Annotated in this window: 19 protein-coding genes and 1 tRNA gene; 13 read left to right on the top strand and 7 right to left on the bottom strand. The window is 66.7% G+C overall.

Translation table 11 applies throughout. From position 1 onward, the window contains the following. The first annotated feature begins 65 nt into the window (after window positions 1-65). The 4 genes from MICSW_RS11685 to recR are packed head-to-tail and all read left to right on the top strand — an operon-like array spanning window position 66 to window position 6,143. Window positions 66-887, top strand: a complete 822-nt coding sequence (locus tag MICSW_RS11685; protein WP_464495976.1) for an HAD family hydrolase — start codon at window positions 66-68, stop codon at window positions 885-887. Beyond that, the gene (locus tag MICSW_RS11680) at window positions 884-3,427 is read left to right on the top strand and encodes a glycoside hydrolase family 65 protein (RefSeq protein ID WP_464495975.1); all 2,544 of its coding nucleotides are present in this window, start codon (window positions 884-886) and stop codon (window positions 3,425-3,427) included. The genes MICSW_RS11685 and MICSW_RS11680 overlap by 4 nt, the downstream gene beginning before the upstream one ends. A 20-nt stretch (window positions 3,428-3,447) precedes the next feature. After that, on the top strand, window positions 3,448-5,547 hold the full coding sequence (locus tag MICSW_RS11675) for a DNA polymerase III subunit gamma and tau (RefSeq protein WP_464495974.1): 2,100 nt from the start codon (window positions 3,448-3,450) through the stop codon (window positions 5,545-5,547). Window positions 5,548-5,549: 2 nt separating this feature from the next. Continuing rightward, window positions 5,550-6,143: a recombination mediator RecR gene (gene recR / locus MICSW_RS11670; protein ID WP_464495973.1), complete on the top strand. Its 594-nt coding sequence runs from the start codon at window positions 5,550-5,552 to the stop codon at window positions 6,141-6,143. Window positions 6,144-6,167: 24 nt separating this feature from the next. Here the strand turns inward: recR and MICSW_RS11665 are convergent, their stop codons facing one another. Further along, complete coding sequence (locus MICSW_RS11665) at window positions 6,168-7,601, bottom strand: threonine/serine exporter family protein (RefSeq protein WP_464495972.1); 1,434 nt, start codon at window positions 7,599-7,601, stop codon at window positions 6,168-6,170. Between the two features lie 122 nt (window positions 7,602-7,723). Between MICSW_RS11665 and MICSW_RS11660 the strand changes: the two genes are divergently transcribed. Genes MICSW_RS11660 through MICSW_RS11645 form a run of 4 tightly spaced genes read left to right on the top strand, consistent with a single transcriptional unit; the run spans window position 7,724 to window position 12,306 of the window. Further along, window positions 7,724-9,010, top strand: a complete 1,287-nt coding sequence (locus MICSW_RS11660) for an aspartate kinase (RefSeq protein WP_228178037.1) — start codon at window positions 7,724-7,726, stop codon at window positions 9,008-9,010. Window positions 9,011-9,021: 11 nt separating this feature from the next. Next, entirely contained in the window at window positions 9,022-10,092 is a 1,071-nt protein-coding gene (locus MICSW_RS11655; protein ID WP_464495971.1) for an aspartate-semialdehyde dehydrogenase, read from the top strand. A 52-nt stretch (window positions 10,093-10,144) separates the two neighbouring features. Beyond that, on the top strand, window positions 10,145-11,620 hold the full coding sequence (locus tag MICSW_RS11650) for a malate:quinone oxidoreductase (RefSeq protein WP_464495970.1): 1,476 nt from the start codon (window positions 10,145-10,147) through the stop codon (window positions 11,618-11,620). 32 nt (window positions 11,621-11,652) lie between these two features. Next, window positions 11,653-12,306, top strand: coding sequence for a thymidine kinase (locus MICSW_RS11645; RefSeq protein WP_228177997.1), 654 nt, complete (start codon window positions 11,653-11,655; stop codon window positions 12,304-12,306). A gap of 21 nt (window positions 12,307-12,327) precedes the next feature. Here the strand turns inward: MICSW_RS11645 and MICSW_RS11640 are convergent, their stop codons facing one another. Next, a complete protein-coding gene (locus MICSW_RS11640) occupies window positions 12,328-13,170 on the bottom strand; it encodes a DUF1295 domain-containing protein (RefSeq protein WP_464495969.1) in 843 nt (280 codons plus the stop codon). 104 nt (window positions 13,171-13,274) lie between these two features. Between MICSW_RS11640 and MICSW_RS11635 the strand changes: the two genes are divergently transcribed. Then, complete coding sequence (locus MICSW_RS11635; protein WP_228177999.1) at window positions 13,275-13,982, top strand: FadR/GntR family transcriptional regulator; 708 nt, start codon at window positions 13,275-13,277, stop codon at window positions 13,980-13,982. Here the strand turns inward: MICSW_RS11635 and MICSW_RS11630 are convergent. The 4 genes from MICSW_RS11630 to MICSW_RS11615 all read right to left on the bottom strand — a co-directional run bounded on the left by MICSW_RS11630 (window position 13,963) and on the right by MICSW_RS11615 (window position 18,601). Next, window positions 13,963-14,739, bottom strand: a complete 777-nt coding sequence (locus tag MICSW_RS11630) for an HAD-IIB family hydrolase (protein ID WP_228178000.1) — start codon at window positions 14,737-14,739, stop codon at window positions 13,963-13,965. The two genes, MICSW_RS11635 and MICSW_RS11630, sit on opposite strands and share 20 nt — an antisense overlap. A gap of 198 nt (window positions 14,740-14,937) precedes the next feature. Further along, window positions 14,938-15,011 (bottom strand) — tRNA-Pro (locus MICSW_RS11625). Between the two features lie 24 nt (window positions 15,012-15,035). Then, complete coding sequence (locus tag MICSW_RS11620; protein WP_464495968.1) at window positions 15,036-15,995, bottom strand: metallophosphoesterase; 960 nt, start codon at window positions 15,993-15,995, stop codon at window positions 15,036-15,038. Then, window positions 15,992-18,601, bottom strand: a complete 2,610-nt coding sequence (locus tag MICSW_RS11615; protein WP_464495967.1) for a transglycosylase domain-containing protein — start codon at window positions 18,599-18,601, stop codon at window positions 15,992-15,994. The genes MICSW_RS11620 and MICSW_RS11615 overlap by 4 nt, the downstream gene beginning before the upstream one ends. Before the next feature lie 119 nt (window positions 18,602-18,720). On the opposite strand from MICSW_RS11615, the gene MICSW_RS11610 reads away from it, so the two are divergent. Then, the gene (locus MICSW_RS11610) at window positions 18,721-18,933 is read left to right on the top strand and encodes a DUF4177 domain-containing protein (protein ID WP_228178003.1); all 213 of its coding nucleotides are present in this window, start codon (window positions 18,721-18,723) and stop codon (window positions 18,931-18,933) included. 4 nt (window positions 18,934-18,937) lie between these two features. Next, window positions 18,938-19,405, top strand: a complete 468-nt coding sequence (locus tag MICSW_RS11605) for a RidA family protein (RefSeq protein ID WP_228178004.1) — start codon at window positions 18,938-18,940, stop codon at window positions 19,403-19,405. Window positions 19,406-19,497: 92 nt separating this feature from the next. On the opposite strand, the gene acs is transcribed toward MICSW_RS11605, so the two are convergent. Continuing rightward, complete coding sequence (acs, locus tag MICSW_RS11600; protein ID WP_228178005.1) at window positions 19,498-21,462, bottom strand: acetate--CoA ligase; 1,965 nt, start codon at window positions 21,460-21,462, stop codon at window positions 19,498-19,500. Window positions 21,463-21,846: 384 nt separating this feature from the next. Between acs and MICSW_RS11595 the strand changes: the two genes are divergently transcribed. Then, window positions 21,847-22,875, top strand: coding sequence for a TadA family conjugal transfer-associated ATPase (locus tag MICSW_RS11595; protein ID WP_375236571.1), 1,029 nt, complete (start codon window positions 21,847-21,849; stop codon window positions 22,873-22,875). After that, on the top strand, window positions 22,872-23,822 hold the full coding sequence (locus MICSW_RS11590) for a type II secretion system F family protein (RefSeq protein WP_464495966.1): 951 nt from the start codon (window positions 22,872-22,874) through the stop codon (window positions 23,820-23,822). The genes MICSW_RS11595 and MICSW_RS11590 overlap by 4 nt, the downstream gene beginning before the upstream one ends. Window positions 23,823-23,848: the final 26 nt, after the last annotated feature.

Here is a 23,848-nt window from a genome sequence, read left to right as displayed (position 1 = left end):
GGTCGAACTACTACGCTGGCACCACGGCGTCAGCCGTACCCGACCTATTGCCGTGGCTCGTGCCAATGCTTTCGACATCGCCACCCGCCGGGAGGATTCCTGTGGCCGACGCTCTTCCCGATCTCACCGCCTACGATGCGGTGCTCTTCGATCTGGACGGGGTACTGACACCGACCGCCGAGGTGCACATGCACGCGTGGCAGTCGATGTTCCAGGAGCTCTTCGCGGCGTGGAACATCACGCCCGAGTACACCAAGCGTGACTACTTCGAGCACCTCGACGGCAAGAAGCGCTACGACGGCGTCGCGAGCCTGCTGTGGAGCCGTGATGTCGAAGTACCCTGGGGCGACCCGAGCGACTCGCCTGAGATCGACACCGTCTGCGGCATCGGCAACCGCAAGAACGCTGTCTTCGAGAGCGTGCTGCGAAGCGAAGGAATCGCGCCGTATCCGGGCTCGCTCGCGCTGCTGGACGTGCTGCGGGATGCCGGTACCCGGATCGCGGTGGTCTCGAGTTCCAAGAACGCCCGGGAAGTGCTCACTGCCGCCGGCATTATCGATCGCTTCGAGGTGATCATGGACGGCGTCATCGCCGAACGCGACGGGCTGGCCTCCAAGCCCGCCCCCGACGTGTTCGTCGAGGCTGCTGCGATGCTCGGTGTCGACCCGGCATCCAGCGCGGCCGTCGAAGATGCCCTGTCAGGGGTACGTTCCGCGGCTGCTGGCGGATTCGCGCTCGTGGTCGGCGTCGACCGTGGCGTCGGAGCCGAGGTGCTGCGCGACGCTGGCGCACACGTGGTGGTCTCCGATCTGGCCGAGTTCCTCGACGGCGACGGTGCCGGCATCCCTACCGCTGCTCTCGCACCCGAACCGGAGGAGTCCGCGTGATCGATCGTGATCGCTACCCCATCGACCCATGGCGGCTCGTCGAGACGAGCTACTCGCACGACGAGGTCGGGGTCTCCGAGACACTCTTCGCCGTCGGTAACGGCTACCTGGGCTTGCGGGGCAACAGCCCCGAGGGTCGCTTCGCGCACGAGCACGGCACCTTCATCAACGGCTTCCACGAAGTCTTCCCGATCCGGCATGCGGAGCAGGCGTATGGGTTCGCCGAGGTCGGCCAGACGATCATCAACGCCCCGGATGCCAAGATCATGCGGGTCTACGTCGACGACGAGCCGCTGTCACTCGACATCGCCGATGTGCGCGAGTACGAGCGTGTCCTCGATCTGCGCGACGGCGTCATGCGTCGGCGGATCCTGTGGGTGACACCGTCGGGCAAAGAGGTGCTGATCGAGGATGATCGGCTGGTGTCGTTCGAGGAGAAGCACCTTGCGATCCTTCGGCAGACCGTCACGGTCCTGAACGCCGATGCGCCGGTCACCATCAGCTGTCAGATCATCAACCGGCAAGACGGCGAGGACGTCTACGGCGGAACTCCCGTCGCACCCAAGAAGGCGGGATTCGATCCGCGCCGGGCCGAGCGGATCCACCAGCGCGTTCTGCAGCCACAGGAGTACTGGCAGGACGGCACGCGGTCGGCGCTGGCCTACAAGGCATCCGAATCCGAGATGACGATCGCGGTCGTGGCCGACCACATCGTCGACACCGACAACGAGTACGACCCCCGCTGCCTGATCGAACCCGACATCGCCAAGAACGTCTTCCGCGTCCGGGCGAAGGCCGGCGTGCCGGTCACCGTCACCAAGCTCGTGAGCTACCACACCTCGCGCGGTGTGCCCGCTCGGGAACTGGTCGATCGGTGCCGCAGGACCCTTGATCGCGCGGAGGCCGAGGGCGTCGATACGTTCTTCACGCGCCAGCGCGAATGGCTGGATGCGTTCTGGGAGCGTTCGGACGTTCGGATCGGCGGCCATGACGATCTGCAGCAGGCGACCCGCTGGTGCCTCTTCCAGCTCGCCCAGGCTGCCGCGCGGGCCGATGGGCTCGGCGTCCCCGCGAAGGGTGTCTCGGGGTCGGGCTACTCGGGTCACTACTTCTGGGACACCGAGATCTACGTGCTGCCGTTCTTGGCTTATACGACCCCGCAGTGGGCGCGAAACGCACTGCGGATGCGGTACCTCATGCTTCCCGCCGCGCGTCGGCGCGCGCGTCAACTCAACGAGGCCGGGGTGCTCTTCCCGTGGCGCACGATCAACGGTGAGGAGGCCTCGGCCTATTACGCCGCTGGCACCGCTCAGTACCACATCAATGCCGACGTGAGTTTTGCCCTCGCGAAGTATGTGCGGGCGACGGGCGACACCGAGTTCCTCTATCGCGAAGGCGTCGATATCGCCGTCGAGACCGCCCGGATGTGGGCGAGCCTCGGGTTCTGGCGTGAGACGGAACTCGACTCCGAGCGGTCGTTCCACATCCACGGTGTGACGGGGCCCGACGAGTACACGACAGTCGTCAACGACAACCTCTTCACGAACGTCATGGCGCGCTTCAACCTGCGTTTCGCTGCCCACACGTTGCGCGACATGGCCCTGGACGCTCCCGAGGATTACCGCCTCATGGTGGATCGCCTGGGCCTGGGGGAGCACGAGGTCGAGGCGTGGGAGGCCGCGGCTGAGGCGATGAACATCCCGTTCAGCGACGCGTTCGGCATCCACCCGCAAGACGCGGTCTTCCTCGAGAAGGAAGTCTGGGATCTCGAGAACACCTCACCCGACCAGCGGCCGCTGCTGCTGCACTTCCACCCGCTCGTGATCTACCGGTACCAGGTGCTCAAGCAGGCGGATGTCGTGCTGGCGCTGTTCTTGCAGGGCAATCACTTCACGGCCGAAGAGAAGCTCGCTGACTTCGAGTACTACGACCCTCTGACGACGGGGGACTCGACGCTGTCGGCGGTCGTGCAGGCGATCCTCGCAGCCGAGGTCGGCTATCAAGACCTCGCGCTGCGCTACTTCCTCGAGTCGATCTATGTCGATCTCGGCGACCTGCATCACAATGCCGCGGATGGCGTGCACGTCGCCTCGGCCGGTGGCGTCTGGACCGCGCTGGTCAGTGGATTCGGAGGTATGCGCGACCACTTCGGGGAGTTGAGCTTCGATCCGCGGCTGCCTGCCGACTGGCCGGAGCTCTCCTTCACGCTGCACTGGCAGGGCACGCGGCTGCAGGTGACGATCGCCCGCGACCGGATGTGGTTCGCGGCGGGGCCGGGGCAGAGCGTCTCGTTCTCGGTGCGGGGCGCTCAGTACGTCATCGACCCCGAGCAAGAGCTGATGATTCCGCTTGCCGATCAGGGTCCGGTGATTCCCGGCCGACCCTCGATTCGTCAGTTCGCGGATGTCACCCGCGACGACGGGTCGCTGCTGTCGGCATCCGTGCCGGTCGTCACGACCTCGATCCCGATCGTGGGGTCGCCGGAGACGTTCGAGAGCGTGCCGGATCAGCTGCCGCAGGCCGCTGACCCGATGTCGTGACCACGCCCTAGGCTGGACGAATGACCACCGCCCTGTACCGCCGGTATCGCCCCGAGGCGTTCGGCGAGATGATCGGGCAGAGTCAGGTCACCGAACCGCTCATGACCGCGCTGCGGGGCGACCGCGTCGGGCACGCCTACCTGTTCTCCGGGCCTCGCGGGTGCGGCAAGACGACCTCGGCGCGCATCCTCGCGCGGTGCCTGAACTGTGCCCAGGGACCGACCGACACCCCCTGCGGTACGTGCGAGAGCTGCATCGAGCTCGGACGCGGCGGCGGGGGATCCCTGGATGTCGTCGAGATCGACGCCGCCAGCCACAACGGTGTCGATGACGCACGCGATCTGCGGGAGCGCGCCGTCTTCGCACCCGCACGTGATCGGTTCAAGATCTTCATCCTCGACGAGGCGCACATGGTGACGCCGCAGGGATTCAACGCCCTGCTCAAACTCGTCGAAGAGCCTCCCGATCACGTGAAGTTCATCTTCGCCACGACCGAGCCTGAGAAAGTCATCGGCACGATCCGGTCGCGCACGCACCACTACCCGTTCCGACTCGTCCCGCCGGCGGCGATGCTCGAGTATGTGGGCTCGCTCTGCGAGAGCGAGGGCGTGGTCGTCGATCCCGGTGTGCTGCCCCTGGTCGTCCGCGCCGGCGGCGGGTCCCCGCGAGACACGCTGTCGCTGCTCGACCAACTCATCGCGGGCTCGGAGGGCGCCGTCACGTACGAACGCGCGGTCGCACTTCTCGGGTACACGCATGCCGAGCTTCTCGACGAGATCGTCGACGCGCTCGCGGCATCCGACGCCGGCGCCGTCTTCGCCGCCGTCGACCGGGTTGTACAGACCGGGCAAGACCCGCGCCGCTTCGTCGACGATCTTCTGGAACGGCTGCGCGACCTCATCGTCGTCGCCGCGACGGGGGACGGCGCCGCAGCAGTGCTACGCGGCGCATCCCCCGAAGACCTCCAGCGGATGTCGGCGCAAGCAGACCGGTTCGGCGCTCAACGGCTCTCGCGCACAGCGGATGTCGTTGTCGCCGCGCTCGACGAGATGACCGGTGCCACCTCACCGCGACTGCAGCTCGAGCTCATGTGCGCGCGCGTTCTGGCGCTGGCCACCGCCGCTCCAGCTGCTTCCTCTGCCCCTGTGGCCGCTGCCCCGGCACCCGCTCCAGCTGCTTCCCCTGCCCCTGCGGCCGCTGCTGCCCCGGCGCCCGCCGCTGCTCCCACTCCCTCGCCCGCGCCTACGGAAGCGAGCGTTTCGGAGACGAGCGTTGCGACAGTGCCTCCCGCGCCACCGACCGAGCCGGTGACGCTGGACGTGGTTCGGGAGCGGTGGGCTGCGGTACTTGCCGCGCTGGAGAGCATCAGTCGCTCGTCATGGTTGCTGGTGTCTGTCGCGACAGTTGCCGATTTCTCGGGCGACGTGCTCACCCTCACGTTCGCGAACGCTTCCGACGTCGCCAAGTTCAAGCATCTTCTTGCCGGCGCAGGACCCAGCGAGGATCTTCGCACCGCGATCAAGCAGGTTCTCGGCATCCGGGTGAAGTACCTTGCCAAGCACGACCCCGCGGGCGGTCCCTCGGACTCGTCGGGCCCTTCAGACGGCGGGCCTTCTGGCGGGCCGGGCCCGGGCGAGGCGCCCCGGACGCCGCAGCCCGGCGGCGGCGCGAGTGCACAGCCCGGAGACGGCACGCCGGCCCCGCCTCGTGGCGGCGGAACGACAGCGCAGCCTCGCGGCGGAACGAGAGCAGCTGCCGCAGCTCCTGCCGTGACGGACTGGGCGGTCGCCCCCATCCCTTCGTCCGAAGCGCCGACCGCGGTCCTTGCGTCTTCTCTCGCGGTCGATGACGAGCCCGAGGATGCGCCGGTCGGTCTCGCTGTGCAGCTTCCGGCTCCCCGGGAGGGCGACGTCCTCGACGCTGATGAGCCCTCAGCCGACGATGATGACAGCGAGGGTGCCGATCTGGATGTCGCCCCCGAGCAGGCGCCCGTCGTCGCACAGCGGATCGCCCGGGCTCCCGACGGAACGCAGCGCTACGGGGAAGCGGTGGTGCGCCAGCTGCTGGGGGCGCGCTTCATCCGTGAAGAACCGCACGCATCACCCACGAGGTTCGGCTGAGCATGTACGACGGCATCGTCCAAGACCTCATCGACGAGCTCGGTCGGCTTCCCGGTATTGGGCCGAAGTCGGCGCAGCGCATCGCATTTCACATCCTGCAGACCCCGTCGTTCGACGTGTCGCGACTGTCGCAGGTGCTCGCCGAGGTGCGGGAAAAGGTTCGGTTCTGTGAGATCTGCGGCAATGTATCGGAGCAGGATCGCTGCAGCATCTGCCGCGACCCTCGCCGCAACCAGACGCTGATTTGCGTCGTCGAGGACGCGAAGGATGTCGCGGCGATCGAGCGCACGCGCGAGTTCCGCGGGCTCTACCACGTCCTCGGCGGGGCGATCAGCCCAATCGCGGGTGTCGGTCCCGACGATCTCCGCATCGCGCAGCTCATGCAGCGACTTGCCGACGGTACGGTTCAGGAAGTCATCCTTGCCACCAACCCGAACCTCGAGGGTGAAGCTACAGCGACCTACCTGTCGCGCCTGCTGACCTCCCTGCAGATCACAGTCACGAGACTCGCCTCGGGGCTGCCGGTCGGTGGTGATCTCGAGTACGCCGACGAGGTCACGCTCGGTCGCGCCTTCGAGGGTCGTCGCTCGATCTGAGTCGGGTCAGCAGGACCCGGCTCGTCAGATGCGGAACCGGGCGCGCGCGTTCATGACACTCGTGAGGGTCGCCCGCACCGGCTGCCCGAGGTAGATGCCCAGTGATGCGCCGACAGCCAGTGCGATACCGATCACTCCGGCGTTCACGAGTGTCCCGAACCCCACGAGCATGTGAGCCGGGTCCTCACCTGACTGCACCAGCGTGAGCAGGCCCCGGAAGACCATCGCACCGGGCACCATTGGCAAGATGGCTGCCGCCGTCACGGCTACCGACGGCACGTGGAGGCGGTAGGCGAGCAGGATGCCGATGAAGCTGCCGGCGAGGGCGCCCACGCCGCATGCTGCGGCGGTGTCGAGGCCGATGAGCGACGCCAGAAGGTAGCCGGTCCAGGCTGCGACGCTTAGTGCCGCGCTGACGAGGATGATCCGCATCCCTGACCCGTTGATGACCGCCACCGATACGGCGATCAGTGCGGCGCCCAGGAACTGCAGCGGGATGGCGCCGAGGGGGAGAGCCTCGCTCGGAGGATCGACGGTGAGCCCGATAAGGCTGGCGACCTGCAGACCCACCAGGATGCCGATGACAACGCCGAGCGTCTGAGTGGTCAGTTCCAGGATGCGTCCCGATGCGGTGAGGGCGAACCCGTCGATCGCATCCTGGGCTGCTCCCACGACGGTGAGGCCGGCGAGCATCAACACGATCGCTGAGGCGACGATGACGGAGGGGCGTGCGTCAGCGGCGCCCGGCAGGCCTGTTCCAGCCAGCGCGGGAGCGAGCGATGCGAACAGCGTCAGGACTGCGGCGGCGGTGATCTGGCTGAAAAAGAACGGCACCCGTGCCCGCGCGAGACCGAATTGTGTGAGCGCGGCGAGGGCTGCAGCGAAGAACGCGAGAACCGTCACAACGGGATTGCCGCCGAACATGATCGCAACGCCCACGGCGAGCAGGCCCTGCGCTGCGACCACGATGATCGGTCGACGGGAGAAAGGTGTTCGTCGGATCCCGGTCAGGCGCGCCCGCGACTCCGGTAGCGCAAGGCCGCTCGTGACCTCGTTCAGGAGCGCCTGCAGTCGCAGCAGTTTCTCGTAGTCGGGAGCCGCCGCCCGGACAACGCGCAAAAGCGTGATCGGACGGTCTTCGCCACTGCGGTGATAGGCAGCAGTGATCGAGTTGTATGTGACATCCACGTGCACCGGATGTAGACCGTACGCGCCGGCGGCGCGCACGATCGCAAAGGTCACCTCGGAGGCGGGAGCCCCAGTCACCAGCATCGTCTCGCCCAAGCGGACGGCGAAGTCGAGGATGCGCACCGCAGCGGCGTCATCGACGATCGGAAGCGCTTCGGTCGCCGGGTAGGCGTCTGCGGAGATACGGAAGAGGCGGCCAAGTGGATTCGGTAGGCGACGCCGACGTTGCATGGCGGAAGCTCCCAGGTCGTCACGGATGGCTTCGTCCACCCTACGTGCCGCGTTCCGGTGCTAGCTGGCGCCGACGGTCCCCATGACGTGTTCGGCATGTGCGCCTCCGTAGAATGGGTCGCTGGGTTCGGCATCCGAGCCTGTCATCCCGGGAGTTGCATGTGGCGCTGATCGTCCAGAAGTACGGTGGGTCGTCGGTGGCCGACGCCGAGAGCATCAAGCGCGTCGCCAAACGGATCGTCGACACACGTCGTGCCGGTCACGACGTCGTTGTCGCCGTGAGCGCCATGGGCGACACGACCGACGAGCTTCTCGACCTCGCGGGCCAGGTCGCACCGATTCCCGCTCCGCGCGAGCTCGACATGCTGCTCTCCAGCGGCGAGCGGATCTCGATGGCGTTGTTGGCGATGGCCATCTCGTCGATGGGATTCGAGGCGCGCTCGTTCACCGGCAGTCAGGCCGGCATGATCACGGATGCCACGCATGGTGCCGCCCGCATCGTCGATGTGACACCCATCCGGCTCCGCGAAGCCCTCGACGAGGGGGCGATCGTGATCGTCGCGGGCTTCCAAGGCTTCAACCGCGACACCCGTGACATCACGACCCTCGGCCGCGGCGGATCGGACACGACTGCCGTCGCGCTCGCTGCGGCTCTCGAGGCTGACGTGTGCGAGATCTACAGCGACGTGGACGGCATCTTCACCGCCGACCCGCGCGTGGTGCCGATGGCACGAAAGCTCGATGTCGTCTCCAGCGAAGAGATGCTGGAGCTCGCTGCCAACGGCGCGAAGGTGCTCTACATCCGCGCCGTCGAATATGCCCGCCGTCACGGCGTCCTCATCCATGCCCGGTCGACGTTCAGTTCGAGCGAGGGCACCTATGTTCTGGGTCCGGGCCAGTCCCGTCCCGATGCTCCGGAGGGAGTCACCATGGAAGAACCCATCGTCGCGGGGGTCGCCACCGACCTCGGCCAGGCCAAGATCACCGTCATCGGCGTGCCGGATGTGCCCGGCAAGGCAGCCGAGATCTTCAAGATCGTCGCCAAGTCGGGTGCGAACGTCGACATGATCGTGCAGAACGTGTCGGCTGCCGCCACCGGGCGCACCGATATCTCCTTCACGCTCCCCAAGCAGGATGCCGCGCCCGCCCTGAAGGCGCTCGCGGCAGACCAGAGCGAGGTCGGGTTCGAGAGCCTCGTCCACGACGACCAGATCGGCAAGCTCTCGGTGGTCGGGGCAGGGATGCGCACGCATTCGGGCGTATCAGCGACCCTCTTCGAGGCGCTGAGCGTTGCGGGGATCAACATCGAGATGATCTCGACCTCCGAGATCCGGATCTCGGTGGTGCTTCGTGGCTCCGACATCGCCGAGGCGGCTCGCGTCGTGCACACCGCCTACGGGCTGGATGCCGACAGTGCCGCCACCGTCTACGCCGGCACCGGCCGATAGAATCGACTCCCATGACCCGCATCTCCGATTCAGGACTCTCCGTCGCCGTCGTCGGCGCCACCGGCCAGGTCGGCACCGTGATGCGCGAGATTCTCGCGGAGCGGTCGTTCCCGATCGGTGAGCTGCGGCTGTTCGCCACCGCCCGGTCGGCCGGCAGCGCCGTCGAGTTCGGCGGGCACACCGTCATCATCGAGGATGTCGCCACCGCCGACCCCGCAGGTATCGACATCGCCCTGTTCTCGGCCGGAGCAACCGGCAGCCGCGCCCACGCGCCGCGCTTCGCGGCTGCTGGCGCCACCGTGATCGACAACTCCAGCGCCTGGCGCATGGACCCCGAGGTTCCCCTCGTCGTCAGCGAGGTCAACCCGCACGCGATCGACCAGGCAGTCAAGGGCATCATCGCCAACCCCAACTGCACCACGATGGCCGCGATGCCGGTGCTGAAGGTGCTGGATGCCGAGGCCGGACTCGAGCGCCTCATCGTCTCGACCTACCAGGCAGTGAGCGGCTCGGGCCTTGCCGGCGCGCAGGAGCTGCTCGGCCAGGTCGAGGGTGTGCTCGCCCAGGGCGACACCCTGCGCCTCGTGCACGACGGCTCAGCTGTCGATTTTCCGCAGCCCGAGAAGTACGTTGCGCCCATCGCGTTCGACGTCATCCCGTTCGCCGGCAACCTCGTCGACGATGGCCTCAACGAGACCGACGAAGAGAAGAAGCTCCGCAACGAGAGCCGCAAGATCCTCGAGCTCCCCGATCTTCGCGTCGCCGGAACCTGTGTTCGAGTTCCCGTGTTCACGGGGCATTCGCTGAGCATCAACGCCGAGTTCGCGCGTGAGATCACGCCCGAGCGGGCGCGGGAGATCCTCGCCGACGCTCCGGGCGTTCGTCTCGACGAGGTGCCGACCCCGCTCCAGGCCGCGGGCAAGGACCCGAGCTTTGTAGGACGCATTCGCGCCGACCAGTCGGCCCCCGAGGGCAAGGGTCTCGTGCTGTTCATCAGCAACGACAACCTCCGCAAGGGTGCAGCGCTCAATGCCGTTCAGATCGCTGAGCTCGTCGCCGCGCGTCTGGGTGCACAGGTCTGATCCCGATCTCTCGACGTCGAGATATCGTCCCAGCCGCCCGTAGACTTGACCGGTGACCGAACCCGTCGACGTCCTGCTGATCGGTGGCGGTGTGATGAGCGCCACCCTGGGCACCTTCATCTCCCAACTCGAACCCGACTGGACCATCGAGGTCTATGAGCGGCTGGGCGATGTCGCCCTGGAAAGCTCAAACGCCTGGAACAACGCCGGGACGGGGCATGCCGCCCTGTGCGAGCTGAACTACATGCCGGCGGCAGCCGACGGCAGCGTGGATCCCGCCAAGGCGATCTCGATCAATGAGCAGTTCCAGCTCAGCCGCCAATTCTGGGCATCGCTGGTCGAGCGCGGCATCCTGGACGAACCGTCGACGTTTATCAACTCGACGCCGCACATGACATTCGTGCGCGGCGAGAAGGATGTCGCGTACCTCAAGCGCCGCTACGAGGCGCTGAAGACGCAGCCGCTGTTCGCCGGGATCGAGTACAGCGAAGACTCTCGGGTCATCAACCAGTGGGCTCCGCTGCTCATGCAGAAGCGTCTCGCGAGCGACGAGCCGTTCGCGGCGACGCGCGTCCCGGCCGGCACGGATGTCGACTTCGGTGCCCTCACCAGACAGCTGTTCGACAACCTGAAGCAGCATGGTGGTCGGGTCGTGACCGACCGCCAGGTGACGGGACTGAAGAAGCTGAAGGACGGCACCTGGGAGGTGTCGTGGCGCAACCAGGTCGGTCGCACTCCCGGCAAGACGCGGGCACGCTTCGTGTTCGTCGGCGCGGGCGGATGGGCAATCAAGCTTCTGCAGAAATCCGGTATCCCCGAGATCAAGGGATACGGCGTCTTCCCGATCGGTGGGCAGTGGCTCAAGACCAGCAACCCCGCCCTTGTCGCCCAGCACCGTGCGAAGGTCTACTCGCAGGCATCCGTCGGTGCGCCGCCCATGTCGGTGCCGCACCTGGACACTCGCGTCGTCGACGGCGAGACCTCGCTGCTGTTCGGTCCGTTCGCGACGTTCAGCCCCAAGTTCCTCAAGCGTGGCTCGATCTTCGACATCATCGCCCAGGTGCGCCCCGGCAACCTGTGGCCGATGCTCAAGGTCGCGATCGACAACCCGAGCCTCATCCGGTACCTCATCGGCGAGCTGTTGAAGAACAAGAAGCGCAAGGTCGACAGCCTCCGCACGTTCATGCCCACGGCGAAGGATGAAGACTGGATGCTCCTGAACGCAGGGCAGCGTGCTCAGGTGATGAAGAAGGACCCCGAGAAGGGTGGCGTGCTGCAGTTCGGCACCGAGGTCGTGAGTTCGGCCGACGGCACGATCGCCGGCCTCTTGGGTGCCTCCCCGGGTGCCTCGACTGCCGTGGCGATCATGCTGGGCATCCTGAAGTCGAGTTTCCCCGACCGCATCGACGAGTGGGAGGGGACGCTGCGCGACCTCATCCCGAGCTACGGCGGGCACCTCAACAGCAACCCGGATGCCGCGCAGCAGACCCTTGCCGAGACCGCGAACGTTCTCGCGCTGAAGGCGTAATGCTCGCCTATCCGTTGAGCTGAGATCCGATCGTGGCGAAGCTGTACTTCCGGTACGGAGCGATGAACTCCGGAAAGTCCACCGCCCTGCTGCAGGCGGCGTACAACTACGAGGAGCGCGGTCAGCACGTGCTGCTGGCCAAACCCGCGATCGACACGAAGGAAGCCGATCACATCTCGAGTCGGCTCGGTGTGACGCGTCCCGTGGACTTCCTCATCCCTCCCGTCGCTGACCTGCGTGAGCTGTTCGCGCACCACCGGGAACAGTTGGTTCGCCGCGAAAACGAAGCGCTCGTTCCCGAAGCCGAAGGCCGTCGCACGGATGTCGCATGTCTCCTCATCGACGAGGCGCAGTTCCTCACACCCGAGCAGGTCGACGATCTGCTCCGGATCGTCGTGCTCGATGGGGTACCGGTGCTCGCCTACGGCATCCGCACTGACTTTCGCACCCACGCGTTCCCGGGATCGCGACGGCTTCTTGAGCTCGCCCACTCGCTCGAAGAGCTCAAGACGATCTGTCGGTGCGGCCGTAAGGCGATCTTCAACGCCCGTCTGGTCGGCGGGAGGTTCGTCTTCGACGGTGATCAGGTCGCGATCGACGAGCTCTCGACAGACCGGGTCACGTACGAGTCGATGTGCGCCGAGTGCTACCTGCGCGAGTCCGGCGGGCGCATCGACGGACGCTGAGCCCCTCCGTCCGCGGCGGCCTCAGGCATTGGCTTCGGCAGGCCGCTGACGCGGCGGCAGCGGTACCAGCATCGATGTCGTCCGCTGGTACTGCGTGTATTCCGGGTACTTGGATGCCGAGATCGACTCGGTGAACACTGTGGAGCCGATAAACAGGACGGTCAGCAGTGCGGCGCCGATGATCGTCCAGTTGAAGGCGCCGCCCCAGAGTCCCGCGCCGGCGGTGACGGCCGCTGTGGCGCCGAGCGCGTAGAACGCCCACCACTGCGCCTGCTCGAAGAAGAAGTTCGGATGCCGGCTGTAGCGCCACAGTCCGGTCGTGAGGAATCCGGGCTCGAGCGTCCCGCCCGCGGCCTGCTTGGCCTTGTGGAAGTCCCACTGTTGCTGATCGGCGATGAACTCGCCGGCGAGGAACAGCACGAACAGTGCGGCGAAGGCGGCATCCCATCCGGTGAAGGGCGTCGGGTTCTGCCACGCGATGAGGGCGGGGAGGGAGATCAGCACGAGCAGCGCGTTCTGGTACAGCACGATGAAGAACACGTTGAAGAGTTGGAACTGCGCGGGCGACATCCGGGCCCGCAGGATCGCCCACCGGTAGTCCTCCATCCCGGTGTAGCCGCCCTTGCGGGCGAAGTTGAACGTCAAGCGTGCACCCCAGGCGGTGACGAGGACCGCCATGACCACCAGACGCGTCGCATCCTCGCCGGCCACGAGTGCGGTGACCGCGAACACCCACACGTAGACTGCGGGCACGATCGACCACAGCCGGTCGACCCACGAGGTGTCTTTCGTGATGATCGAGGCGACCCAGCAGAACAGTGAGACAGCGGCGGCGATGCCGATGACGACAAGGAGGGGATCCATGCCCCCACGCTAGCGTCGGCGCAGGGGTTTTGCGTGGTCATCGCGCGTGCGCGTTTGGTGGTGGTCAGACCACTGGGTAGCCTGAGGCAGACGAAGGAGTGCCTGTGACGGATGCCCCGGCCAAGGCCTGGCGGATCGTGCTGGATCGGATCGAGAGCGATCTGATGAGTGGAGAACTCGGTCCCGGCGACCGCCTGCCGCCCGAGCGCGAGTTGGCGACGACCCTCGGTGTCGGCAGATCGAGTGTTCGCGAGGCGCTGCGGGTGCTCGAGGTGATGGGGCTGATCCGCACCGGGACGGGTTCAGGCCCGACTGCCGGTGCGATCATCATCGGCACGCCGTCCGGCGGCATGTCGGCGCTGCTGCGGCTGCAGCTGGCGGCGCAGAGTTTCGCAGTCGAGGATGTCGTCCAGACCCGTATTGCGCTCGAATCGGCTGTCGTTGCCGACCTCGCGTCCGCAGAGTCGCCCGTGCTCGTCGACGTTCAGCGGGTGCTGGCCGCGATGGATGACGAGTCGCTGAGCCCCGAAGAGTTCGTCGCCCTTGATGCCCAACTGCATCTTGCGCTGGCCGAAGCTGCAGGCAACGGCGTCACGGTGGCGATGATGGGAGGCCTCCGTGACGCGATTGAGGGATATGTGGCGCGGGGCATCCGTCGAATCGCCGACTGGGACGGCGCTGCTTCCCGCCTGCGCCACGAGCACCACCGGATCGTCGAGCTCATCGGCGAGGGCCAGGCCGAAGCTGCGCGTGCCGCAGTAACCGACCACATCCGCGGCTACTACGCGACGGTTACCGCTCCGACGGAGTAGGCAGCGTCGGGATGAGCGCCTCGAGGAACTCGGCGGTGTCTTCCCAGCCCTCGACAGCCTGGCAGGTGACGCCCATGGCGAGCACGGGGTAGTCGTTGCCGTCCGGGTCGAGACGGTCACCGACGAAGAGCATGTCGTCGAGCGCGATGCCGGTCTGATCGGCGAGCTGACGCATCCCGTAGGCCTTATCGATTCCGCGCGCGGTGATATCGACGGATGTCGATCCGCCCGAGCGCACCTCGAGGTCTGGCACGCGAGCGGCAACTGCTTCGCGGAGCCGGTTCTTCTTTTCACCCGTCGGATCCCAGGCCATTTTCGCGTCGACAGGGGCCTGCTGCCCGAGGGCGGAGAACGTGATCTGCGAGCCGCGGTCTTCGAGGATCTCGCCCCAGGTCTCGGACTCCCACAGCCCCAGACGCTTGGCCTCCTCCTCGACGGCGGTGATGGCGCGCTGCTTCTCATCGTCGGCGAGCGAGTGGGCGTAGATCGTGTCGATACCGTCAGTGCTCAGCCGGTAGTACTGCGTGCCGCAGGTGGGGAGCAGGTGCAGCCGAGCGAGCGTGTCAGCTGAGGCCTCGGGAAGACGGTCGACGACCTGCATCGTGAACTGCGCGAGCTGCCCACCCGAGATGATCGCGACCTCGACGCGTGCGGCGAGAGCGACGAGCAGATCGCCCATGCGCGGATCGATCGCGCTCTTCGAGGGAGCGAGAGTGTCATCCAGATCGAACGCAACCAGGCGGGGAGGGGTGGCCATCAGGATCCTTCCGGGAGGGGGCGACGACACCGTCAGGTCTTGATTGTTGTGATCTTGCTCGATGGTCGGGGTGCGCCCCAGGGCCACTCCACACGCCGCGTTGCGTCGTGCGGAGCCTCGGGCGCTGGGGGCCCGTTAATCACCGCGATCATTGTCTTGCGGGAGCCGACTTCTGGTCGGCTCCCGCAAGACAATGCGTCGGGGTGACAGGATTTGAACCTGCGGCCTCGTCGTCCCGAACGACGCGCGCTACCAAGCTGCGCCACACCCCGTGGCAACCGTTCGAGTCTACCCGATCAGCGCTCGCCGCCCGAACCGCCGTCGGCATCGACCGCCGTGAGAGTGATCAACGAGACCTCCGGCCGGCAGGCGAAGCGCACCGGCGCGTAGATCGAATGACCGACGCCGGCGCTCACGTTCAGCGGCACCGAGCGTCCCTCCTTGCGCCACGTGCTGAGGCCCCGCGCTTGGTCGAGCGGGATATCGCAGTTGGCCACCAGGGCACCGAATCCGGGCATCCGTACCTGGCCGCCATGGGTGTGTCCGGCGAAAATCATGTCGGCGCCGAGCCCCGTGAAGGAATCGAGCACGCGGCGATAAGGAGCGTGGCTGACGCCGATCGTGAGGTCGGGTGATTGCGCCTTCAGGTCGGCCACGAGCGGCGGGAGGACCTCGAGGCGGTCCCAGTGCCGGTGGGCATCGCTGACACCGAACGCTGCGATGGTGCGTCCGGCCACGGGGAAGGCCGCAGCAGCGTTGTTCAGCTCGTGCCAACCGAGATCGTTCTGCAGGTAGTCGTCGAGTGCGCCGACGTCGAGCCGCTCGGGCCTGGGCACAGACTTCGACGGCCCAGAGAAGTACAACAAGGGGTTTCGGGGGAGTGGGGCGTCGTGATCGTTCGATCCGTGCACGTAGGCCCCCGGGATGCCACGCAGTGGGTCGAGCGCGGCACGGACGCCGGTGATTCCCTCAGCGTGCCCGAGGTTGTCTCCGGTGTTCACGACGAGGTCGGGGCGAAGTTCGTCGGCAAGTCCTGCAAGCCACCGCTGCTTGCGACGCTGCCACGGCGCCATATGGATGTCGGAGAGGTGCAGGACCCGGAGCGGAGCGGAGCCTGCAGGCAAGACGCGCACCTCATGGCGTCGAACCGTGTAGAGGTAGCGCTCGATTCCCATGCCCCAGACGGCGGTGCCGACGCCGACCGCCCCCACGACCCCGAGGGTCGTGAGGGCGGTCCGGCTGAGAGGAAAACTCACGGCGTCTTCGTGGGCTTCGGGGCGGGTCCCGTGCACGACACCTCGATGTTCACGGTCGATCCCCGTGCGACCATCGCGCCTGCTCCGGGATTCGTGCCCGTGAGTGCGACCGTGTCGTTAGAGTTCTTACACGTCCCGCCAGTGACGTTCAGACCCGCTCCCTGCAGCGTGCTGCGTGCCTGGTCGACAGAACCGCTCACGCTTGGCACGATCACACCCTGACCATCGCTCGGATAGATCGTAACCGTCGCGCCCCCTGCTACCTGGCCTGCGCCCGGATCCTGCTGTGCAACGATTCCCGCACCCTCGGTCGAGGTGACGGGGTTGCCGAGGGCCACCTGGAAGCCAGCATCCTCGAGTGTCTTGGTGGCAGCCTCGACACTCTGACCCACGACGTTCGGGAGCTCGTAGTAGACGGTCTTCGTGAGGTTGGTGTCAGGCGCCGGGAAGCTGTCTCCGCCATACAGTGTGTTCGCTGCCGCAAGAATAGGCCTCGCGACCGAGTGGCGGGTGTAGAGGTGGTTCCACGGCCAGCGGCTGACGTCCGCGTCGCCGTCCGAGTTCCCGACCCATACGGCAGTGGTGACGTTCGTGCTCGATGCGACCAGCCAGGTCTGCTTGGCTTCGTGGGTACCAGTCTTTCCGAGGATCGGCGTGCCGTCGTACGGGTTGGATGCCCGGCCTGAACCACCGGTCATGACGCCCTGGAGTGCGAAGGCGGCTGTCGCGGCGATGTTGGGCTCGAGTGCCTGGGTGCACGATGCTTCCGGCAGGGCGACCTCGTTGCCGCTTGCGTCCGTGATCCGGTCGATCGCCTTCGGGGTGCAATAGACGCCATTGTTCGCGATGGTTGCGTACGCGGCGGCGACATCGATGGGCGCGATGTTGTTCGACCCGAGAACATCGAACGGCACTCGCACTTCTACCGGGTCTCCATTCCCGCGGACGACTCCCATCTTTGCGGCTGTCTTCTCGATGCCGCACATGTCGAGCTGGGATGCCATCGCCAGGAATCCTGTGTTGAGCGAATCGGCAGTGAACCGCATCGGCGTTCCGACGTACCCGGGACTCTTCGCGAAATTGTTGATCAGGGTCGAGTTGGTGATGTCGCCGAAGCAGCTGTTGCGGAAGTTCTTGAAGACCTGCACATTGCCGTTGAGGACCTCGTTCACCGAGTGGCCCTCTTGCAGCCACTCCAAGAGAGTGAAGACCTTGAACGTCGATCCGCCCTCGAACCCGGTGGCACCGCCGTACTTGAGGTTGCCCGCATAGACCAGCGATGAGTAGTTCGGGTCGTCGGTGATGGTCTCGCTGAATAGCGTGTTCTGCGTGATCTCGAGGATCCGACCGGTTTTCGTTTCAATGCTGGTCGTCGCGGCGCCGAGGCGCCCCGTCAGGTCGTTCGTGTAGCCCTCGATCGACGTCTGCACGTTGTCGGTCATTGCCTGCTCGGCAGCGGCCTGCAGGCGCCGGTCGATCGTCAGGTAGACGTTGAGGCCACCCTGTTTGAGGAGCTTCGTCCGTTCTTCCTTCGTTGCGCCGAAGGCCTCGTCGTTCTCCATGATGCCGCGCGCATACTGGCAGAAATACGCCGCCTTACCGGGGACGACCCCACAGCCGGTGTCGGCCGGAGTGATAACAGGGACAATCGGTTCGGCGACCGCCGCGTCGTGCTCCTCCTGCGTGATCTTCCCGTCGGCGAGCATCCGGTTCAGGACGTAGGTCTGCCGTTCCTTGGTCAGTGAATAGCCGTCTGCCGCGCTGTTGATCGGATTGCCGTCCTTGTCGGTCCAGGACCCATCCGGCCTGTCGAGGCGGTAGAGGTTCGGTGTCTGCACCATGCCGGCAAGCGCCGCGGCCTGGCCGAGCGTCAGATCGGCGGGGCTCACGCCGAAGTAGTAGTGTGCGGCGGCACCGATGCCGTAATTCTGGCCGCCGAAGTTCGCGATGTTGAGGTAGCCGAGCAGAATCTCGTCCTTCGAGTACTTCTGCTCGAGGGCGATCGCGTACCGCATCTCTTGCAGCTTGCGCTGGTAACCCTCGACGCCGCTGGCGACAGTCGCATCCTCGAAACAAGCGATCTTCGCAGCGTCGATCTCTTCCTGCGTCATATCGGCGTCCTCGCCGGTGCCGACCTCGGCCTCGCACTTCTGGATGAGGATGTTCTTCACGTACTGCTGGCTGATGGAGGACCCACCACCCTGCGAACCGCCGGAGATGACGGCGCGAGCGGTGCCGACCAGGTCGACGCCGCCGTGGGAGTAGAAGTTCTTGTCTTCGCTCGAGAGGATCGCGTTGTACATGACAGGCGCGACCTCATCGAAGGTCACCGGGTCACGGTTCTGGTCATAGAACTGCGTCATGACCTCGTACTCACCCGTGTCGGGGTTCATCCAGTAGAAGGTCGTCGGCAGCATCAGCTCATCGATCTCGAGCGCGCTGGGAAGATTGTCGAAAAGCGTGATCGCGCTCGATGCTGCGGCACCGGAAAGGGCGATCGCCGGCGTCACGGTGGCGGCAACGAGGACTCCTGCCACGGCGCTGAGGCCGACCACACCGAGCAGGCCGCCGAGCACCCCGCCAGCCGTTCGTTTCGTTTCAGGCATAGGCTTGATGCTAAGGGAGCTTCCTGTGCGAAGGCTCGACAGCCTCGCGCGTGCCCGCGAGGTCGAGGCTGGAGGGAAGCATCCGTTCCCCCGCCATCACCGACCACCCGGGAGCCCCGATGATCACGTGGGAGTACATGACCACGCCGCTGCTGATCCACAACACCGCTGCGATCCTCAACAACTGGGGCAAGCAGGGGTGGGAGCTCGTGCAGGTGGTCCCGGGCCCCGAGGGCGGTTTGGTCGGATACTTCAAGCGTCCCACCGGCGGCGGAGCAGCCAACGCCGGCCTCGATGCGGCAGCCGTTGCCGCCCAGCAGTTCGGAGAGTGACCCGATGAGCGTTTCCGCCCGCCTTGCAGAGCTCGGTATCGATCTTCCCCAGATCGCCCCGCCCGTCGCGGCCTACATCCCCGCGAAGGTGCACGGCGACCTCGTCTACACCGCCGGTCAGCTCCCCTTCGTTTCGGGTGCGCTGCCGGCCACCGGCAAGGTCGGTGACGGCCACGGGCTCGTTCCCGCTTCGGATGCCGCATCCTATGCGCGTCAGTCCGCGCTCAACGCGATAGCTGCCGCAGCCGCCGCCGCGGGTGGCGTGGACAAGCTCACCGGCGTGCTCAAAGTGACCGGTTTCGTGGCATCAGTCCCCGAGTTCACCGGGCAGCCGGGCGTCATCAATGGCGCGAGCGAACTGCTCGGTGAGGTCTTTGGCGACGCCGGGCGCCACGCGCGCTCGGCAGTGGGCGTACCCGTGCTGCCGCTGGACAGCCCCGTCGAGGTCGAGGTCGTCTTCACCCTCGCCTGAGCCGCACGGGCGAACGAATTATCGCGGGGTAAGACGATTCGGTTCCGAAACGTCCTACCCCGCGGGTTTCGCCTACCCCACGGATGCTGAGCTCAGCGAACCTGCGCCGAGATCACCGACATGACGGCGGTGTCGGCGAGGGTCGTGGTGTCGCCGACCTCGCGGCCCTCTGCCACGTCGCGCAAGAGGCGGCGCATGATCTTGCCCGACCGGGTCTTGGGGAGTTCGCCGACGATGTAGATGTCTCGCGGGCGGGCGATCGGGCCGATCTGTTCGGCGACCCAGCTCCGCAGCTGCGCAGCGAGGCCCTCGGGGGAGTGCGCCTTGAGGAAGCTCTCTTTGAGGATGACGAACGCAACGACCGCCTGACCGGTGGTCTCATCGGATGCCCCGACAACTGCCGCCTCGGCGGTGGCTTCGTGTGCGACCAGAGCCGATTCGATCTCGGCCGTCGACAGGCGGTGACCTGAGACGTTCATGACGTCATCCACGCGGCCGAGCAGCCACACGTCGCCGTCCTCGTCCAGGCGCGCGCCGTCGCCGGCGAAGTAATAGCCCTGATCGCGGAACTTCTCCCAGTAGGTTTCGACGAACCGTTCCGGGTCGCCCCAGATGCCGCGCAGCATGCTGGGCCACGGTTCGGTGAGCACGAGCAGCCCACCGTTCCCGTTGCCGACGTGTTCGCCGGCCTCGTCGACGACATCCACGCCGATTCCCGGCAGCGGCACCTGTGCGCTTCCGGGCTTGGCCTCAGTGACGCCGGGCAGCGCCGAGATCATGATCGCGCCGGTCTCGGTCTGCCACCACGTGTCGACGATCGGAGCGGCATCCCCACCGATGACCTCGCGGTACCACATCCATGCCTCGGGGTTGATGGGCTCACCCACCGAGCCGAGCAGCCGGATGCTCGACAGATCGAACTTCTGCACCGCGGTGCGCCCGATCTTCATGAACGAACGGATGGCCGTCGGGGCGGTGTAGAGGATCGTCACGCCGTACTTCTCGACGAGCTCCCACCAGCGCGCCGGATGCGGGGTGTCGGGCGTTCCTTCATAGAGGACCTGCGTTGCACCGTTGGCCAGCGGACCGTAGGTGACGTAGCTGTGACCGGTGATCCACCCGATGTCGGCAGTGCACCAGTACACATCCGACTCTGGGTGCAGGTCGTGGACGACGCGGTTCGTGAAGGCGGCCTGGGTGAGGTAACCGCCGGAGGTGTGCAGGATGCCCTTCGGCTTCCCGGTGGTACCGGAGGTATAGAGGATGAAGAGGGGGTTCTCTGCCGGGAACGGCATTGCCTCGTGATCGGCGGATGCCGCAGGCACTGCGTCGTGCCACCAGATGTCGCGGCCCTCGGTCCATTCGACGGGGTTCTCGCCGCGACGAACGACCAGCACGTGCTCGACGGTCTCTTGCTCCCCCGATCCGCGGTCACTGAGGGCGGCGTCGACGGCGGGCTTGAGCGCCGACACCTTGCCCTTGCGGTAGCCGCCGTCGGCGGTGATGACGACCTTGGCGCCGGCGTCGTCGATCCGTGCGCGCAGGCTGTCGGCCGAGAAGCCGCCGAACACGACCGAGTGAATCGCGCCGATCCGCGCGACGGCGAGCATCGCGGCAACCGACTCGGGGATCATCGGCATATAGATGGCGACCCGGTCGCCCTCGCCGACCCCGAGGCCCTCGAGGACGTTGGCCAGGCGCTTGACCTCGTCGGTCAGCTCGGCGTAGGTGACGCGGCGCGTGTCGCCGGGCTCTCCCTCCCACAGCAGCGCGACCCGGTCGCCGTTGCCCGCTTCGACGTGCCGGTCGAGGCAGTTGTAGGCGACGTTGAGCGCGCCATCCGCGAACCACTTCGCGAACGGGGGAGTCGACCAGTCGAGCACCTCTGTGAAAGGCGTGTGCCAGTGCAGCTCGCGCGCCTGCTCCGCCCAGAAGTCCTCGCGATCGTCAGCGGCGCGCTGATAGAGCTCGGCGCGACCGATCGCACTCTGGGCGAAAGCTGCAGACGGGGCGAACCGCCGGGTCTCGTTCAGCAGGTGGTCGATCTGACTGCTCATTCGGCTCGCTCCTTCGCGGGCTTGAGTGGTTCTCGTGATTCGTCTCGTCTCGAGAGCTAGCGAAAGGCTAGTCAGCACCGCTCGGGCACACTACCTCCGGAAGTGGGCAGGTGGATTCTCCACAACGGATTGTGACGGCCCCTTTCGTTGCGTATGCTGGTGCGCGGCCGAACATCTGATTCTGGCATCGCGGCACCGACCACCCCCGATAACGGTGTCGTACGGCGGCATCCCTCTCCCCCGATGGGATGCCGCCTTCTCTTGTGTTGGGGCTTCATCCTGTCGCTCGGCAGCGTTCCTCCCCAGCCCGCCTTGTCGGCGCGTTTGACCGCGCTATGGCGCCGGTGCGCGGTCCGCGAGGAACCGGATGCCTACCGTCGATGCATGCCTGACCTCTTCGTCCCGCTCCCGCCCTCCGCCGCCGGGCGCGGAGTAGGCGGACAGTTCGCGCCTGATGGTGGTAGTGCCCTGCGCAGAGCAGACTGGTTGCGTCATCCGTCGCTGGAGCGCGTGCGTCCTCACCTGGAAGACCCCGCGACGACTGACGTTTTTGTGAACGGGCCGCAAGTCTTCGTCGACCGAGGCCACGGGCCGCGTCGCGCGGCAGGCATCGAGCTTTCGGAGGCCGACGCGCGTGATCTCGCGGTGTCTCTGATTGCGGCGGGTGGTCGACACATTGATGAGTCACACCCGTGCGTCGACGTGAGGCTGGACGGCGGTGCACGGGTACATGCTGTGCTTCCTCCCGTGTCGGTCAGTGGGACGCTCGTATCCATTCGGGTCCCGCGCCTGCAATCGGTCACCGTGGCTGAGCTCGGTCGGCGTGGCATGTTCGATGCCACGGTAGGTGACCGGCTGCGCGACATCGTCGCCGCCCGAGAGAACGTGCTGGTCACGGGAGCCGCGGGCGCGGGCAAGACCACGCTGCTGTCTGCGCTTTTGTCCGAAGCCGGCCGCGACGAACGCATCCTGACCATCGAGGATGTCGCCGAGCTGCGTCTCGAGCATCCTCACCATGTGCGCCTCGAAGCGCGACAACCCAACCTCGAGGGGGCCGGCGGGATCACCCTCGCTCGCCTTGTGCGCGAGGCGTTGCGAATGCGGCCGGACCGGCTCGTCGTAGGGGAGTGCCGCGGCGAAGAGATCCGCGAATTGCTCTCGGCGCTGAACACCGGTCACGACGGCGGTGCCGGCACCGTGCACGCCAACAGCCTCGGCGATGTCCCGGCGCGGCTCGAGGCGCTCGGCGCACTCGCGGGCCTCACCGACCACGCCCTCGCGCGGCAGGTCACGAGCGCGATCGGAGTGGTCATTCACGTGACCCGCGACCGCGACGGTATCCGTCGCATCGGCGCTCTCGGCCGCCCAACGCTCGGCCCCGACGGTCGCCTCCATATAGAGGAGGTGTCATGACAGCGCAGGTCGCCGAGACAGTTCTGCGCGTCGCTGTGTTGCTCGAGGCCGGGGTCACCCCGACTCGTGCCTGGGACCATCTGGCGAAGCAGGGCGACCTGCAGGCGTCGCAGGTCGTCAATGCCGTCGACGGCGGTGCCCGAATTGACAGCGCGATCGCTGCCCTGGCCGTCGAGCCCGCACCGGAGCCACGCCGCAGGATCCGCATCGCGAGAGTCGATGCGGTGGGCGAGTCGGTCCACGCACGAGAGCGACGAATGTGGCGAGACGTGGCTGCGGCGTGGTCGATCGCGACGACGGTCGGGTCGCCGCTGGCGCCCGCCCTTCGCTCCTTCGCCGACGTGCTGCGGGATGCCGAGGAGTCAGCTGACGAGATCCGCGTCGCTCTGGCCGAACCGACGTCCACTGCTCGACTGCTCGGCTGGCTTCCGGCTGTCGGAATCGGTCTCGCATTCGCCCTCGGGTTCGATCCCCTCGGAACGTTGCTGCGCGAGCCTGCCGGATGGGCATGTGCCGTGGCCGGCGTCGGGCTACTCATGGCCGGGCGACGCTGGACGTCGCGGCTGGCGCTTGCCGCTCACCGTGACGCCGTGATGCCGGGAATGGATGCCGACCTCACCGCGATAGCGCTCAGCGGCGGCGTATCGGTGTCGCGGGCCCGGACCCTCGTGGATGCCGCGCGCGGCGCGGATGCCGACGATTCCGCGGCGGTGCGTGACACTCTCCTCCTTTCTGAGGCGGCAGGAGTTCCGGCGGTCGAACTGCTGCGCTCCGCTGCCGCGCTGGATCGGCACCGGGCTCGGGTCGACGGTCGCCTGCGCGCAGCTCGCCTGTCGACCAAACTGCTCCTGCCGCTCGGCGTGTGCACGCTCCCGGCCTTCCTGTGCCTGGGCGTTGCGCCGATGTTCCTCAGCATCCTGCCGTCCGTGTCTCTTCCCCTCCCCTGACCGTGCCCACTTCCTGTGCCCGCTTC

The sequence above is a fragment of the Microbacterium sp. SW12 genome (genome assembly GCF_055391095.1).
Note: the sequence above shows the minus strand (reverse complement) of the source record. Positions and strands in the feature narration are given on the sequence as shown.

Bases quoted from the DNA above. Each gene is read 5' to 3' on its own strand.
- MICSW_RS11685 (WP_464495976.1), top strand. From the start codon at position 66: ATGCTTTCGACATCGCCACCCGCCGGGAGGATTCCTGTGGCCGACGCT.
- MICSW_RS11675 (WP_464495974.1), top strand. From the start codon at position 3,448: ATGACCACCGCCCTGTACCGCCGGTATCGCCCCGAGGCGTTCGGCGAG.
- recR (WP_464495973.1), top strand. From the start codon at position 5,550: ATGTACGACGGCATCGTCCAAGACCTCATCGACGAGCTCGGTCGGCTT.
- MICSW_RS11655 (WP_464495971.1), top strand. From the start codon at position 9,022: ATGACCCGCATCTCCGATTCAGGACTCTCCGTCGCCGTCGTCGGCGCC.
- MICSW_RS11640 (WP_464495969.1), bottom strand. From the start codon at position 13,170: ATGGATCCCCTCCTTGTCGTCATCGGCATCGCCGCCGCTGTCTCACTG.
- MICSW_RS11630 (WP_228178000.1), bottom strand. From the start codon at position 14,739: ATGGCCACCCCTCCCCGCCTGGTTGCGTTCGATCTGGATGACACTCTC.
- MICSW_RS11615 (WP_464495967.1), bottom strand. From the start codon at position 18,601: ATGCCTGAAACGAAACGAACGGCTGGCGGGGTGCTCGGCGGCCTGCTC.
- MICSW_RS11610 (WP_228178003.1), top strand. From the start codon at position 18,721: ATGATCACGTGGGAGTACATGACCACGCCGCTGCTGATCCACAACACC.
- MICSW_RS11605 (WP_228178004.1), top strand. From the start codon at position 18,938: ATGAGCGTTTCCGCCCGCCTTGCAGAGCTCGGTATCGATCTTCCCCAG.
- acs (WP_228178005.1), bottom strand. From the start codon at position 21,462: ATGAGCAGTCAGATCGACCACCTGCTGAACGAGACCCGGCGGTTCGCC.
- MICSW_RS11595 (WP_375236571.1), top strand. From the start codon at position 21,847: ATGCCTGACCTCTTCGTCCCGCTCCCGCCCTCCGCCGCCGGGCGCGGA.
- MICSW_RS11590 (WP_464495966.1), top strand. From the start codon at position 22,872: ATGACAGCGCAGGTCGCCGAGACAGTTCTGCGCGTCGCTGTGTTGCTC.